This window comes from Chitinophaga qingshengii, from assembly GCF_014529935.1.
Lineage (GTDB): Bacteria > Bacteroidota > Bacteroidia > Chitinophagales > Chitinophagaceae > Chitinophaga > Chitinophaga qingshengii.
The window spans coordinates 306606-320681 of record NZ_JACVFC010000004.1 but is presented as its reverse complement, the minus strand read 5'-3'; the positions used below and the strand labels follow the sequence as shown (position 1 = coordinate 320681).

Sequence of the window (14076 nt, the reverse complement as noted above, 5' to 3'; positions counted from 1 at the left end):
ATCATGCCCGAAAACGTTTTTTACAGGCTTACAGTAAATTCAGCATAAAATACTACTTTCCTGTTTTAATACGTAATACTCCCGATCAGTATGATGATACTTAGAAAAGTTAATATGGAAGACTGGCCTCTTCTTCTTGAATGGAGAAATGATATTGAAACCAGGAACAATTCCCATCATCCCGAACCAGTAGCGGAAGAAGATCATAAGCGCTGGCTCAATACGGTATTAAATAACCCTAACAGGCATTTATATATTGCTGTTGACGATAATGAGCCGGTTGGAACAGTAAGGGCCGATTTCGAACCGCATACACAGACATATGAGTTATCGTGGACGATCTCTCCGCAATTCCGGGGGAAAGGGGTAGGTAAAAAAATGGTCGGACTGCTGGTTGCCTTGCTGGCTACCGGTGCAAAAGTCAGAGCAGAGGTAAAAAAAGGGAATATCGCATCCGCCAAAATAGCTGAATCCGCCGGTCTTTCCTTTCAAAAAGAAGAAAATAATATCCTTCATTACTCCAACTATATGGAATAACGAAGGATATAGGTCTTACACAGCCCTTCGTAATACCATACGTATGTTTATCCGGAAAAGAAAGACAGACCACATATACAAAAAATAAATCCTGCAGTAATAAAAGCGGCCTGATCTATCAATCAGGCCGCTTTTATTTTCAGGACAGGTCTAATTCACTTAACTCCAGCCAGCGCATCCCCTTGTCATCCAGCAGTTGTATTACTTCGCCTATCCGGTGTGTAAGTGGTTCCATTTCTTCATAAGGCAGTGTACCGCTGGATAATTTCGCTTCTATGGCCTTCTTTTCTTCTTCCAATGCCGCCATTTCTTTTTCCAGGTTTTCGAACTCTCTTTTTTCCTTGAAGCTCATTTTACGGGCGCCATCTGCGGGAGCGGCAATTGTAGTCTGAAAAGTTGCAGCTTTGACTTCTTTCTTTTCCTCTGTTTTTCGTTTGTCCTCGTCTTTTTGCCATTCCCGGTATTGGGTATAGTTACCAGGATAATCCCGTACTACGCCGTCACCCTCAAATACAAAGAGGTGGTCTACCAGTTTGTCCATAAAGTAACGGTCATGGCTAACAATGATCACACAGCCCTGGTATTCCAGCAGGAAGTTTTCCAGGATGCTGAGCGTAGGCAGGTCCAGGTCGTTGGTAGGTTCATCCAGTACCAGGAAGTTGGGATTGCGGAACAGGATAGAAAGCAGGTGTAACCTTCTTTTTTCTCCGCCGCTAAGCTTGGAGATATAGGTATATTGTTTTTCTGCAGGGAACAGGAATAATTCAAGGAACTGGGCGGCACTCACTTTGGTGCCATCAGCCAGCGGAAAGTTCTCTGCAATATTTTTCACAAATTCAATCACCCTCATATCTTCCTTCACTACCAGGCCGGTTTGGGAATAGTTACCAAACACGATGGTTTCACCGATGTTGATTTTACCGGAATCCGGCTGTTCGGCGCCCAGCAACATATTCAGGAAAGTAGATTTACCGACGCCGTTTTTACCGACAACGCCTACACGCTCTCCTTTTTTGAAGGTATAGTCAAACCCTTTGAGGATGACGTGATCACCATAGGCTTTATATACTTTTTTAAGTTCCAGTATTTTTCCACCCAGGCGGGTCATTTTAACATTTAGCTCCAGCTGCTGATCGGCGATCCGGGTGGTGGCTTTTTCCTTCACATCATAAAAAGCGTCCTGGCGGGCTTTGGACTTGGTAGTACGGGCTTTCGGCTGTTTCCGCATCCATTCCAGTTCTTTCCGGTAGGTATTGCGGGCTTTTTCAACGCTGGCGCGGTCCATGTCCTCACGGGAAGCTTTGCGTTCCAGGTAGTTTTCGTAGTCGCCTTTGTAGATGAAGAGCTGTTCCTGGTCCAGTTCCATGATTTCGTTGCAGACGCTGTCCAGGAAGTAGCGGTCGTGCGTAACCAGTAAGAGGGTTACCCGTTCCTGGTCGAGGTAGTTTTCCAGCCATTCGATCATGCTTACATCAAGGTGGTTGGTGGGTTCATCCATGATGAGCAGTACATGTTTATGCTCAAATCCGATGTCTATCAGCACTTTGGCCAGGGCCACCCTTTTTTGCTGTCCGCCGGACAGGGAGCCTACCGGCTGATCCAGGTGATGTATATTGAGTTTACCGAGGATCTGCTTTACCTTGGCATCGAAGTGCCAGGCATTGAGCTCATCCATGCGGGCAATGGCGGCTGTGAGCTTTTCCAGGTCCGGTTCCTGCCCTTCTTCGGTCAGGAGTTCGTATTCCTTGATAGCGTTGAGGGTGGGGTTATCGTGATCGAAGATGTTTTCGATAACGGACTTGTTCAGGTTAAAATCGGACTGTTGCTCCAGCATTACGACGGTCACATCCTTATGTATCCATACTTTTCCTTCATCAGGGATTTCTTTTCCCAGGATAATTTTAAGCAGGGTGGATTTACCCGTTCCATTCAGCGCCACCAGCGCTATTTTATCACCTTCTTCGATATGAAAAGAGATATTCCGGAATAAAGGCTTAACGCCGTATGATTTAGTGAGCCCTTCTACTGTAACGTAATGCATAACCGCGAAGTTATACATATTCAGGAAAACTCCCCGAAATCCCGAATTATGTATTTGATATTATGATTTTTTTCGTATATTCAGTATAGGAATGGATCGCCGGACGGATAATCCTACACCTCATGATAAAGTCTTTTGTTGTTCGTTTTATTTCGGCCTTTGTCCATTATCCTTGCCCCTCTTTTGCGTAAAATAAAAAGCCCTTGCGCGTGAAGCGGAAGGGCTTGCGTGTTTTTAGCACCTACACATTCTTAAAAATCGTAATAGAACTGTCTGAAGGAGCTACGAAGCCCGAAACTAAAGATCAGGTCATTTCTGGAATCAATATCATTTTTCAGCCGACGGACAGCCAGAGAAGTTTCCAGACGAAGATTGTATTTGGGATTCAAGACATAGGCAATAGTACCTTGTGCATAGAGCAGGTTGGTTTTAACACCTTGTCCGATCCAGTTCCCATATTCGTTGGGGTGAGTTGTGTAAGGTTTGGAAATATCGTGGCCGAAGTTGGTTTTTTCATCCGGGTCGCCGCCATATTTGGCGTACATGAGTTCTCCACGGCCGTACCAGCGCTTATAGCGGTAGGTAGCGATCCCCAACACCTCCTGGAAGTTAGCGCCTAATGGGTGAGCCAGCGACTGGTTATAGTGTTCGTAGTTGATCATAGTGCTCTTATAGCTGTAGGTATAAGGTCTTACAGCATTATATTCTCCCTGCAGGTCCAGGTTTTTCACCTTAAACAGGTCAAATGAACGGAAGCCCAGTTGCCAGCTCTGTTTATTGGCCCACCAGCCTTTTCCGCGGAATACCTCTTTCAGTTTGAATTCATCCAGCACCAACTGACCATAGACGGTAGTTTTGGGGAACAGTTTGTACTTGAAACTGGCACCTACCAGGGCGTTATCAGATGACCCTTCAGAAAACTCCGCTGAACGGAGGAAAATGATCGGGTTCATATAACTCCAGTCGAAGCCCCGTTTGCGGCCGGAAGAGTCGGCATCAGGCCATATAACGGCATCAAAGAGACCGATTGTCAGGCGTTTGTTGACATTCCAGTCCAGGAAGTGGAAAACGCCCCATTTTTTATAGTAGCCGAGGTCATTATAGGCTGTTGCAAAGTCCTTACTGTGTTTGTCCATAAATTGGGCCCACATGGCAGTGTATTGAACATTACCAAGGTTGCCTGTCAATTTAAGATAAGGATAGCTGAACTGAATATCAGACAAAATCAGGGAGCGGTAACCATCGCCGATAAAGTTTTGACCGTAACCGGCAGTAACGTTCAGGTATTTATTGGGCGTGTAAGATAACAATGCTGTGGCATAATTATAGTCATACGCTTTGCCATCGCCATAATACTTAATGCCACCCTGACCAGGAATGATATCGTTTTTCCGGATATACTGGTCCAGGTAATAAGGAAATTTACCTTGATTTTCGTAGAAGGAAGATTCAAAATAGAACCTGGTACCAATATTCGCCTGGATAATGGCTCCCCGCGTATTTAACCAGGTCGTTTTGCTGCCATCACGGGTTTTACCTATCTGGAAGTCTGGCAGGAAGTCGATAAATACATTATATTCTTTGTTTCTGAATTCAAGCAAATGCTCCTGGAATAATTTACGGTAAAGCAGGCTACGTTTTATAGTATCCGGCTGGGTATACATTGCGCTGGTATCCACATGCAAAATAGGCTTAAAAGCAGTGTGGTGATTAACAGTGTCAAGATACAGCTCCCGTATGTTCATATGATTGTACGGAAGAGTAACCGGTAATTTTTCCTGTGCACTGGCGGCACGGGTCAGCAATAAGATTGCCGCCACCCAAACGAGATACTTCATTAATTTTTGTTTGGTTCTAAAATTTGTTAACGCACAAAATCAGGTGTCACAAACATCTTCACTATGACCTGGCAAATGCGTATGGCAGGTTCCAATAAAGCGTAAAGATAATATTTTCGGTAAACTGTGATGACAGCGGCGGGATGAAATATAAAAAAGAATAACCCTGTCTTCTACACGAAAAAAGGCAGGGCTATAAAAGCAATGTTCAAATTTCCGGAGTTAGGGGAAATAATCCAAAACTATTTTGCGGCAAATTGGCTTGATCGTACTTCTTCATATACTTTACGGATGCCTTCCTCCAGGTGGATCGAAGCTTTCCAGCCATAGCTATGCAGCTTGGTTACATCCATTAATTTGCGAGGAGTTCCATCCGGCTTAGTAGTGTCAAATACCAACGCCCCTTTATAATCAACTATGTTACTGATCAGGTGTGCTAAATCCTTAATGCTGATATCTTCTCCTACTCCAATGTTTACAAGGCCTTTTTCATTGTAATGCTGCATAAGATAGTAGCAGGCGTCAGCCATATCATCTGCATGAAGAAACTCGCGCCGTGGCGTACCTGTTCCCCAAAGCACAACTTCCGGTTGCCCATTCTGCTTTGCCTCATGCATCTTTCTCAACATAGCAGGCAATACATGCGAATTATTCAGATCATAATTATCATTAGGCCCATACAGGTTGGTAGGCATCACTGAAATAAAGTTACAACCATATTGCGCCCGATATGCATCACACATTTCGATACCTGCGATCTTGGCGATGGCGTATGGTTCATTGGTTGGCTCCAGCAGGCCGGTCAGCAAATATTCTTCTTTTAATGGCTGAGGGGCCATTTTGGGATAAATGCAGGAGGACCCCAGAAACATTAACTTTTTGGCCCGGTTCAAATATGCATGGTGAATAACATTATTTTGAATCATCAGGTTTTCATAAATGAACTGGGCCCGATATGTATTGTTAGCAACGATACCTCCCACTTTAGCCGCAGCCAGAAATACATATTCCGGCTTTTCCTGTTCAAAAAATGCAGCTACTGCCGCCTGGTCACGCAGATCCAGTTCATTGGATGTACGGGAAAGAATGTTGTTAAATCCTTCCTTCTCCAACCTTCGCACAATGGCAGACCCCACCATCCCGCGATGGCCGGCTACATAAATCTTAGCTCCCGATTCCATGCTATTCAAATTGGTTTAACACTTTATAACCTGCATCCAGTAACAGTTTTTCCCTTTTGAACAACTCTACGTCAGCAGCTACCATTTCTTTCACCAGAGCCGGCAAGTCGTAACGCGGGCTCCAGCCCAGCTTGCTTTTAGACTTTGCCGGATCTCCAATCAGCAAATCTACCTCAGTTGGCCGGAAATACCGGGGGTCTATCGCTACTACTTCCTGGCCTGGCGTTAAAGAACAGTCAGGATGGGCAACATGTTTCACGTATCCTTTTTCTTCTGCTCCTTCTCCCTGAAACTCCACTTCTACACCCACCTCAGCAAAAGCCATACGGATAAACTCCCTGACGGTGGTAGTGATGCCGGTAGCAATCACAAAATCCTCCGGCTCTTCCTGTTGCAGCATCCTCCACATCGCCTCCACATAATCTTTGGCATGGCCCCAGTCCCGCCTGGCATCCAGGTTCCCCATATAAAGCATGTCCTGCATACCCATTGACAACTTGGCCACAGCCCGGGTAATTTTACGCGTTACAAAGGTCTCTCCCCTCAACGGACTCTCATGGTTAAACAGAATACCGTTGCAGGCAAACATACCATAGGCTTCCCGGTAATTGACTGTGATCCAGTACGCATACATTTTAGCTACCGCATAAGGCGAGCGGGGATAAAAGGGCGTTTTTTCTGATTGAGGCACCTCCTGAACGAGACCATACAATTCCGATGTGGAAGCCTGGTAAATCCTGGTTTTTTTGGTAAGCCCCAGTAATCTCACTGCCTCCAGTATTCGCAGGGTCCCAACACCATCCACATCCGCTGTATACTCAGGCGCTTCAAAACTTACCTGAACATGGCTCATCGCACCCAGGTTATATATTTCATCCGGCTGTACTTCCTGGATAATCCGTATCAGATTAGTACTGTCCGTAAGATCGCCGTAATGCAGTTTAAAACGAACATGCTTTTCATGCGGATCCTGATACAAGTGATCTATTCTATCTGTGTTAAAAAGAGAACTTCTTCTTTTAATACCATGTACCTCGTAACCTTTCTTTAATAGAAGCTGTGCCAGATATGCACCATCCTGGCCCGTAATGCCTGTAATAAGGGCAATTTTCATTATAGTATATGTTGTATTTACACAAAAATAGGGTTCTTTTCCTATCTCACATAAGAATTATACAAAACATATCAATAAACTCCGATTGGATAATGTCTTGTTTCAGGCTTGGAAAAGTATCAATAAGAAACTCCTGACACTTTTAAAACCCTGCCTTCACCACCCTGAAAATCCACATATACAGTAGTAGTATTTGAGCTGCTGTTATAGCTGGCCTTTAGCGGGCTAAACACCTTTACTCCTTTTCTGTAGTTCGTATAAGGTACCGCCAGGGAAACCCTGGACACCAGGTTATTTTTTAATACAATGGGCACCTGTTTGAGCGTTTGTGCTGATTTATTAAAAAGCATTAAATTATACTCCCCGTTTTTCACCAATGATTTGAAGACCCCAATAGTCATGTTATTGTTTTTCACAGCAGCCAAAAGTGGCGTGCCGGCGGTAATGGTTTCTCCGTCTTCCGGCTGCTGATTATAAGGCTGTCCGGATATCTGATAAACGCCTGTACTGGTGGAATTCATTACAATCGGCCCCCACACGTCCCGCATAAAAGCATTGATTTTCTGTATCTGAAAATACTTGTTGGTGGGCTGTTTGTTATCAGCAATCATAGCGGCCCCAAAAGGCATACTTGACCCTACAATGGTCTGATAAGTAAAATATAATAACCCTTTAAAACCGTATGTAACGGGTGCAAAGACCATAAAATTGATCTGATAGGGCCCCACGTCAGTATATTCCCTGTGTTTGGTTGTCAGTACACATCCCCAGAGTGGCCGGCCGGCCGCTTTTTTCCGCAGAATATATAAATTATAGAAATAATTGTCCTTAATTCCGCCTTGTATAAAGGGATAGAAATCATATGAAATCATATCCGGCGTTTCAGGGGAGTTGACCGGGGAAATATAACTGTCGAGATAATTTTCATACTCCTGTCTGGTCTTGAAAACATAAACCGGTAACAGATTTAGGTAGGCCAGTTTCCCAGGGTCCTTCGTTTTCACAAAAGCCATCCATTTCCTGATGGCAGCAGCATCCTTGGGCAACGGCTCATCATATACAAAATAGCCATAGAATGCCGACCGCTGTTGAGCATCAAAACCAGATACAAATTTCAACCAATCAGCGGCCTGAGCTGCATTAAAATCAACACCATTCTTTTTCGATGAGCTCAGATTTATTTGTAGCCCCTTCAGGCCCAGTTGGCTTAACAGCTTAAATTTATAAGCGACAAATTTAAAATCATAACACCCGTCCACTCCTGTCAGCAACTCCAGGTTACAATTTTTAACTCCTTTCAATAAGCTGATGTATGCCGCGGTGTCAAGTTTACAATCCTTTACCTGCGGGTCATAAAAAGTCCCCAGTATAAATTTGTCCTGTTTCCATTGCCCATAACCACTAAAGGAAAAAATACATGCATAAATGATAATAGCTATTATCTTTTTCATAGAATGTGAATTTCGCATATATTATAATTTTAACTAAAACATAACCAAATTAGGTTATAGGATAAAAGGAGTGGGGACTGAAAAATAAAGTTAAGGATTTCCTGCTGGATTTAGATCTGCAAAATAGAGCCGGGTTTAAACTATCAATATTTTATGTAAATTACAGAGAGTCCTCATTTCCCTTATTTTAGTATTGTAATTCGTATCGTTATTCCTGATCATTGCCAGTATCGATATTCTATATTGTTATTTCTGATTAAAATATCAGCCATGCAGCAAAACATCTATGAGACCACAAACGGAGCATATAAACAAAAGAATCCAAACTGGCATATCGAAGATTCTTCCTGGAAGGCTTCACAGATTATGTCTATGTTGAACCGAAATAACCTGCACCCCCAAACGATCACTGAAATCGGCTGCGGCGCCGGAGAAATATTACATCAGTTATACCTTCGGCTGCCGACAGACACCATTTTCGAAGGATATGAAATTTCGCCGGATGCTTATGCACTAAGCGTATCAAGAGCTAACGAAAGACTCTCTTTTAATTTGAGCGACATGTCAGAAGTGACGGCCCCAACAGACTTACTGCTGATGATGGACGTATTTGAACATGTAGAAGATTATATTGGTTTTATCAGGAGCTGCAAAGACAAAGCCCGGTATAAAATATTTCACATTCCACTCGACATTTCCGTACTCGCGCTTTTCAGAGGCACTATTATGAAAACCAGAGAGAAAGTGGGTCACCTTCACTACTATACCAAAGAAACGGCCATTGCTACCATTAAAGACTGTGGATATACCATCATTGATCATTTCTATACCCCAAGTGGAGTTCAGCTCTCCAGGTCATTCAAATCAAAAATAGCGAAGCTGCCAAGAATATTATTATATAATATCAATAAAGATTTTGCCGTTACTTTATTAGGCGGTCATTCTCTTCTTGTGTTAGCTGAATGAACATAGCCGGCTATTTAAATTCAACTCAATGCCTTATTGATCTTACTCCTTTCCTTATCAAAAAACCAACCCCATTTATTAAAATAATAAATGGCGCTTTTGATATGATATTTCAGTAGCAACGGCGATTTATAGGATCCTTTCGCGAATTCATGATAGATAGCCACTTGTGGATAATATATAGTATCATATTTGCTGTGTATCCGCCTGGTAAGGTCTACATCTTCCATGTACATAAAAATGTTCTCATCAAACCCTCCGACTTCTTCTAAAACACCTGCCCGCATAAACATAAAACAACCCGATAAATTTGGGATATTCATAATATCATCCAAACTCCGATGCTGCATTTCATACCTCATCATCCTTTTCTTAAATAGCCCGTGAAGCGGCTTAGGTATAAACCTTCTGGCAAAAAGATCAAATGGCGTAGGCAACATTTTGCATGAACTCTGTAAAGAACCATCCGGATACAACGTTTTTACGCCTAACTGACCTATATGCACATGCTTTTGCATATAGTCGAAAATATCCGGCAAAACGGTGGAATCAAAATACACATCACCATTCAAAATAAGGTTATAATTCGTTTCATTCCTGCTTTTTCGGATAGCAAGATTATGAGCTGAGCCAAAACCAATGTTTTTACCAATATGTATATATTCAATATTCTCCTTGTCAATATCCGCTAATACCCGCAATGAGTCATGAAGAGAATTATCAACCAGATACACTTTCAGTTTTAACGGGCTTTTGAGTACTGAAACAATTGCATTTTTCACCGTTTCAGCATCACTATTATATAAAACGATGGATACCACTACATCATACATAAATCACAATTATCTGAGATAAAAAACATTAGTTAATATTTAGTCATTATAAACTTCGGAACAAGGAAAAATACTGATCACAGATAATGCTAATTCGATAGTTTTCGTTATATCTTTTCAGAATATTCTTCGAAAATTCCGTTTTATTGTTCAACACGCTGTCCAGCGTATTACTCAGGTCCTCTATATCATGTAGCCTGTAAAAACCAACCTCATGGTCACTAAACATTTCTTTCAGGTTGGATAGATTGGAACAAACGGTAGGTATTCCCCGGCTCGCCGCCTCTAGTAATACAAGCGGAAATCCCTCAGAAATAGAAGTCAATCCATAAACATCAAAATAGCGAAAATAATCAGTAGCATTAGCCCTGTAGCCTAAAAACAAACATCGATCGGTCACTCCCAGCTCATTAGCCAGTTGTATAAGCAACTCTTTTTCTGCTCCGTCTCCTATGATCACCAACGCAAAATTCCGGTTCAGCTTCAACACCCTGATCAATTGATCGTATCCCTTTATTTTTGAGATGCCTGCCACCGCGCCAATAACATGATAAGATTTCTTCAGAGCAGCGATCTGTTTCAGATCGGAAGCATCTATCATACCATCTTCCGTAGCAACAGTAGTCCTTCCATTATAAATATAGGTAAGCAATGTTTTATTGATCCGCTTTTCATAATACCGTTGCATATCACGGGACAAACAAACAACTTTATCAAAACGGTTTAAAAAGGCACACCATATACGTTCAATAAAAAAAGCTTTGAAAGCACCGTAATTATTCTTCATATCCTTATCCATATAACTATGAATGGTAGCCACCATCTTGGCCGGCCTGATATGTTTCTTACCACGTGCTACCAACATGTTGGGCATAAACATATGCGAATGCACAATATCGTATCCGTTTAGTGCGATGTCTTTAATAGAACGGAATTGAATAGTTTCGCAGTTAAACTTCAGCTCTACAATATCCTTTAAATAAAAAACGGTACATTCCACACCCGCTCTTGTCACCATTTCGTTGACCAGGTCCCTGGCCACAATAACGGGTCCTTTATTGGCGAGAGAAGGTAGTATGAATGCAATTTTCATATTGAATATTTAATTTGTTAAATCAGCCCCTCATCTTTCCATCTGCAAAACATCACATTTATGATAAACAAAGGAGTCCATAAAACAACCACGCTGCTCAGGAATATCAAATTGGCCAACATATAATACTTACTTTTCTTCGTATTGTTAACCAACCACGCAATTATCAGCAGCGAAATAAAGATGCCTTCCTCCACCAGCAATTTCATATACTGGTTAGACTCTCCTTTTCCAATGCCGCTATTTTCGATGTAACTGGGGGAATGCCCTAACGCCAGATCTACGATACCGGAAGTCGCTAATATCAGCAAGCTCGATTGAATACGTTCATCCCTGTCACCGTATGACGAATTACCTAATGACTCCCCCACCTGGTCTTTGGGTATCATCAGCATCCCTATAAATGCCAGCGCCATGACAGCCCCAATTACGATGTTCTTTATTCTAACCCCCAGATTAAGTTTTCCCAGTACACCATAGGCCACCATTACCAGAAATACAACAGCAAATACCAGGACTCCTCCCATGGACAGGGTAGATAACGCTCCCGCAAAAATTATTGCTTTAGATAAAAAATAAGGCAGCCCTCTGGACTTAAAATACTTGTCTGCAATAAAAAAATTAGTCGTCAGAAACCATGCCGTATAACTAGGCTCCATCATATAACCAACAACACGCCCCAATTCAACATCTCCAAACTTCTTTGGAGCGATATATCCAAATAGTGGATGATAATAAAAGTTGTAATAATCAAAATCCCCCAGCTTAACTTCCTTATACGGGATTAAATCCAGATTGAAGGCCAGAAAGGATAAAACGGCCATTACAGCAGTGACCATAACCAACATATACAAGCCTTTTGACAACAGGTAAGGTAATAGTGGTAATCGTCTGGCAATGTGCATCAATAATACTGCATATCCAATGAAGGCAATAGTATACAGTATGCCGGGTAATGACTGTGGAGAGTTTTTTCTCCACAACAAAGTCAATACGACAGCAACCGGAATATAAATCAAAAAAAAGTAGAAGATGGGTTTCTTCCTCCATGATATAATAAACGAAAGCGCTAACAGAAGCAACAGCACTCCAATACGGACGGCAGCCGGTACCAGCAGCGACCCTGCAAAAGGCAGAGAACTCATCGTCAGTATGGATATTAGAAAAAAGAAAATCGCTTCCAGCATCTGTTATTATTATCGTAAACCAATTTCTATTTGCGAATCATTGCTATTAACAGGTGGCAACAGGCATTAAATTTTATTACCGGCGCTCCTTTGGCTATAGCCTTTGTGTAAAGCTTTATCGCTTCCCGGAATTCACACATCTTATGCTTGATCCTTCCGGTAAGATAATATTGAAATCCCAGCGACTGTGCATAAGCAACACTACCGGCCGGCAGTTCATGCATATGACGCCCAAACACAGCGCGGATGCGGGCAATCTGTTTATCATTCACCCCGGTTATATTACCATCTCCTGTCCAATAAGCGCCCATGGACTCCGAAATAACCCCAAAACGATATCCTTTTTGAGCCATGCGCAACCATAAGTCAAAGTCTTCCACAGCAATCAGCTCCTTTTCAAGAGAAAATCCTTTCATCTCACGGAACACTTCTTTTCTTACACAAACACTGGAAGTTACAATCGAATTGCCTTTCGTCATTAAAGTTCTGAAAACATCTTTCCCAAATTGACGGGTTTTCAACCTGGATCGATACGTGATCTTACCTTCCACGTCAAAATCATGACAAATTAAATCATATGCATCCAGCTGCTCTTTTACCCGTTCTAATTTTTGTGGGTACCAGCTGTCATCAGAATCTAAAAAACATAACCAGGGAGCTGCTGCATTTTCAATACCCACGTTTCTGGGATATGCCGGCCCTCCCCAGTTATCATTGTAGAAATATTTTATATTGAGACTGTCCCTGAATAAATCTACCACCTCTTTACTATTGTCCCGGGAACCATCATCACACACCAGGACCTCAAAATTCTGATAGGTTTGTTTCACTATTGACTCCAGGCATTTCCTTAGCTTTTCAGCCCTGTTATATGTTGGTATAATAATAGAAAATGTTAGTCCCGTTGCTGTTCCTGTATCCATTTATACGTTTTGTTAATTCCACTTTCAATATCCAGTAAATCGAAATCAATAAACCCTGTCATTTCGCTGGTATCCAGAATAACCTTGGGCACGTCAAACGACTTCACATCCTGGTATTTGATTTCAAAAGAAGGTACCAATCCTTTTACAATCTCCAATAATTCATTAATGGAATAACCTTTACCTGATCCCACATTGATCACCTTATTGATAACTTTTTTCTGTAACAACCGGAATATGATCCTTGCAAAATCTTCCGCATAAATATAATCTTTGATATTCGTTCCATCTCCCCATACCTCAAAGCTTTCCCGCTTCAGCGCCTTTCTTAAAGCTACATTAATTAATCCCTGTTTTTCTGACAAATGATATGCCCCATAAGGATTAGACAATCTAATGGCCAGATAGTCGATACCATGCAGATGATTATATAACTTCAGGTATTTTTCAATCGACATCTTAACGATGCCGTATGAACTGATAGGATGCAACGGGTCTTCTTCCTTGTGAACATACTTCGATGCAGTACCGTATATAGCCCCTCCGGAAGAAATATAAACCACATTCTTAATGCCGTATTCCCGTGCCAGATCCAGCAAATGAATTGTAGGCACCAGGTTGGACTCTATATCGTAAACAATGTTATTATTGGAAGTAGACGGAACGGTCGTACTGATGAAATGAAATATATAGTCTATTTTATTTTCAGCAAAAATGGTCCTTAAATCTTCCTGATTGGTAAAATCCCCTTTGTAGGATTTAAGCACATTGCTGAATTGAGCCTGCAACGGATGATTAACATAAAAGTCGAATACAATAAAATTGTATTGTTTATTTAAGCATCTTTCCGCATAGTCAATGACATTACTTCCCAAAAAACCATATCCTCCCAATACTAATACTGTCTCCATT

12 protein-coding genes are annotated in these 14076 nt (G+C 41.9%); 2 read left to right on the top strand and 10 right to left on the bottom strand.

All coding sequences use genetic code 11. The features are described 5' to 3' along the window. Positions 1 to 90: 90 nt before the first annotated feature. Positions 91 to 537, top strand: a complete 447-nt coding sequence (locus ICL07_RS25735) for a GNAT family N-acetyltransferase (protein ID WP_223152104.1) — start codon at positions 91 to 93, stop codon at positions 535 to 537. Between the two features lie 139 nt (positions 538 to 676). On the opposite strand, the gene ICL07_RS25730 is transcribed toward ICL07_RS25735, so the two are convergent. From ICL07_RS25730 to ICL07_RS25710, 5 genes are all read right to left on the bottom strand, one after another. Beyond that, positions 677 to 2578: an ABC-F family ATP-binding cassette domain-containing protein gene (locus tag ICL07_RS25730; protein WP_188090933.1), complete on the bottom strand. Its 1902-nt coding sequence runs from the start codon at positions 2576 to 2578 to the stop codon at positions 677 to 679. Between the two features lie 251 nt (positions 2579 to 2829). Next, positions 2830 to 4416: a hypothetical protein gene (locus tag ICL07_RS25725; protein ID WP_188090932.1), complete on the bottom strand. Its 1587-nt coding sequence runs from the start codon at positions 4414 to 4416 to the stop codon at positions 2830 to 2832. Between the two features lie 242 nt (positions 4417 to 4658). Next, positions 4659 to 5597, bottom strand: coding sequence for a GDP-L-fucose synthase (gene fcl / locus ICL07_RS25720; RefSeq protein ID WP_188090931.1), 939 nt, complete (start codon positions 5595 to 5597; stop codon positions 4659 to 4661). 1 nt (position 5598) lies between these two features. Beyond that, positions 5599 to 6711 (bottom strand): GDP-mannose 4,6-dehydratase, encoded by a 1113-nt coding sequence (gene gmd / locus ICL07_RS25715; protein ID WP_188090930.1) that lies wholly within the window; start codon positions 6709 to 6711, stop codon positions 5599 to 5601. 119 nt (positions 6712 to 6830) lie between these two features. Continuing rightward, positions 6831 to 8162, bottom strand: a complete 1332-nt coding sequence (locus ICL07_RS25710) for a hypothetical protein (protein WP_188090929.1) — start codon at positions 8160 to 8162, stop codon at positions 6831 to 6833. 270 nt (positions 8163 to 8432) lie between these two features. On the opposite strand from ICL07_RS25710, the gene ICL07_RS25705 reads away from it, so the two are divergent. Beyond that, positions 8433 to 9128, top strand: a complete 696-nt coding sequence (locus tag ICL07_RS25705; RefSeq protein ID WP_188090928.1) for a class I SAM-dependent methyltransferase — start codon at positions 8433 to 8435, stop codon at positions 9126 to 9128. 20 nt (positions 9129 to 9148) lie between these two features. Here the strand turns inward: ICL07_RS25705 and ICL07_RS25700 are convergent, their stop codons facing one another. The 5 genes from ICL07_RS25700 to ICL07_RS25680 are packed head-to-tail and all read right to left on the bottom strand — an operon-like array spanning position 9149 to position 14075. Further along, complete coding sequence (locus tag ICL07_RS25700; RefSeq protein ID WP_188090927.1) at positions 9149 to 9961, bottom strand: glycosyltransferase; 813 nt, start codon at positions 9959 to 9961, stop codon at positions 9149 to 9151. 46 nt (positions 9962 to 10007) lie between these two features. Next, positions 10008 to 11054, bottom strand: coding sequence for a glycosyltransferase (locus tag ICL07_RS25695; protein ID WP_188090926.1), 1047 nt, complete (start codon positions 11052 to 11054; stop codon positions 10008 to 10010). Positions 11055 to 11071: 17 nt separating this feature from the next. Continuing rightward, entirely contained in the window at positions 11072 to 12241 is a 1170-nt protein-coding gene (locus tag ICL07_RS25690) for a hypothetical protein (protein ID WP_188090925.1), read from the bottom strand. 26 nt (positions 12242 to 12267) lie between these two features. Further along, positions 12268 to 13164 carry a glycosyltransferase family 2 protein gene (locus ICL07_RS25685; RefSeq protein ID WP_188090924.1) on the bottom strand — a complete coding sequence of 299 codons (897 nt, stop codon included), beginning with the start codon at positions 13162 to 13164 and terminating at the stop codon, positions 12268 to 12270. Next, entirely contained in the window at positions 13137 to 14075 is a 939-nt protein-coding gene (locus ICL07_RS25680) for an NAD-dependent epimerase/dehydratase family protein (RefSeq protein WP_188090923.1), read from the bottom strand. The genes ICL07_RS25685 and ICL07_RS25680 overlap by 28 nt, the downstream gene beginning before the upstream one ends. Between the last annotated feature and the right edge of the window lies 1 nt (position 14076).

What these genes read in the sequence shown, in the direction of transcription:
- ICL07_RS25700 (WP_188090927.1), bottom strand. Translation starts at nt 9,961, where the DNA reads ATGTATGATGTAGTGGTATCCATCGTTTTATATAATAGTGATGCTGAA.
- ICL07_RS25725 (WP_188090932.1), bottom strand. Translation starts at nt 4,416, where the DNA reads ATGAAGTATCTCGTTTGGGTGGCGGCAATCTTATTGCTGACCCGTGCC.
- ICL07_RS25680 (WP_188090923.1), bottom strand. Translation starts at nt 14,075, where the DNA reads ATGGAGACAGTATTAGTATTGGGAGGATATGGTTTTTTGGGAAGTAAT.
- gmd (WP_188090930.1), bottom strand. Translation starts at nt 6,711, where the DNA reads ATGAAAATTGCCCTTATTACAGGCATTACGGGCCAGGATGGTGCATAT.
- ICL07_RS25710 (WP_188090929.1), bottom strand. Translation starts at nt 8,162, where the DNA reads ATGAAAAAGATAATAGCTATTATCATTTATGCATGTATTTTTTCCTTT.
- ICL07_RS25730 (WP_188090933.1), bottom strand. Translation starts at nt 2,578, where the DNA reads ATGCATTACGTTACAGTAGAAGGGCTCACTAAATCATACGGCGTTAAG.
- ICL07_RS25690 (WP_188090925.1), bottom strand. Translation starts at nt 12,241, where the DNA reads ATGCTGGAAGCGATTTTCTTTTTTCTAATATCCATACTGACGATGAGT.
- ICL07_RS25735 (WP_223152104.1), top strand. Translation starts at nt 91, where the DNA reads ATGATGATACTTAGAAAAGTTAATATGGAAGACTGGCCTCTTCTTCTT.
- ICL07_RS25685 (WP_188090924.1), bottom strand. Translation starts at nt 13,164, where the DNA reads ATGGATACAGGAACAGCAACGGGACTAACATTTTCTATTATTATACCA.
- ICL07_RS25705 (WP_188090928.1), top strand. Translation starts at nt 8,433, where the DNA reads ATGCAGCAAAACATCTATGAGACCACAAACGGAGCATATAAACAAAAG.
- ICL07_RS25695 (WP_188090926.1), bottom strand. Translation starts at nt 11,054, where the DNA reads ATGAAAATTGCATTCATACTACCTTCTCTCGCCAATAAAGGACCCGTT.
- fcl (WP_188090931.1), bottom strand. Translation starts at nt 5,597, where the DNA reads ATGGAATCGGGAGCTAAGATTTATGTAGCCGGCCATCGCGGGATGGTG.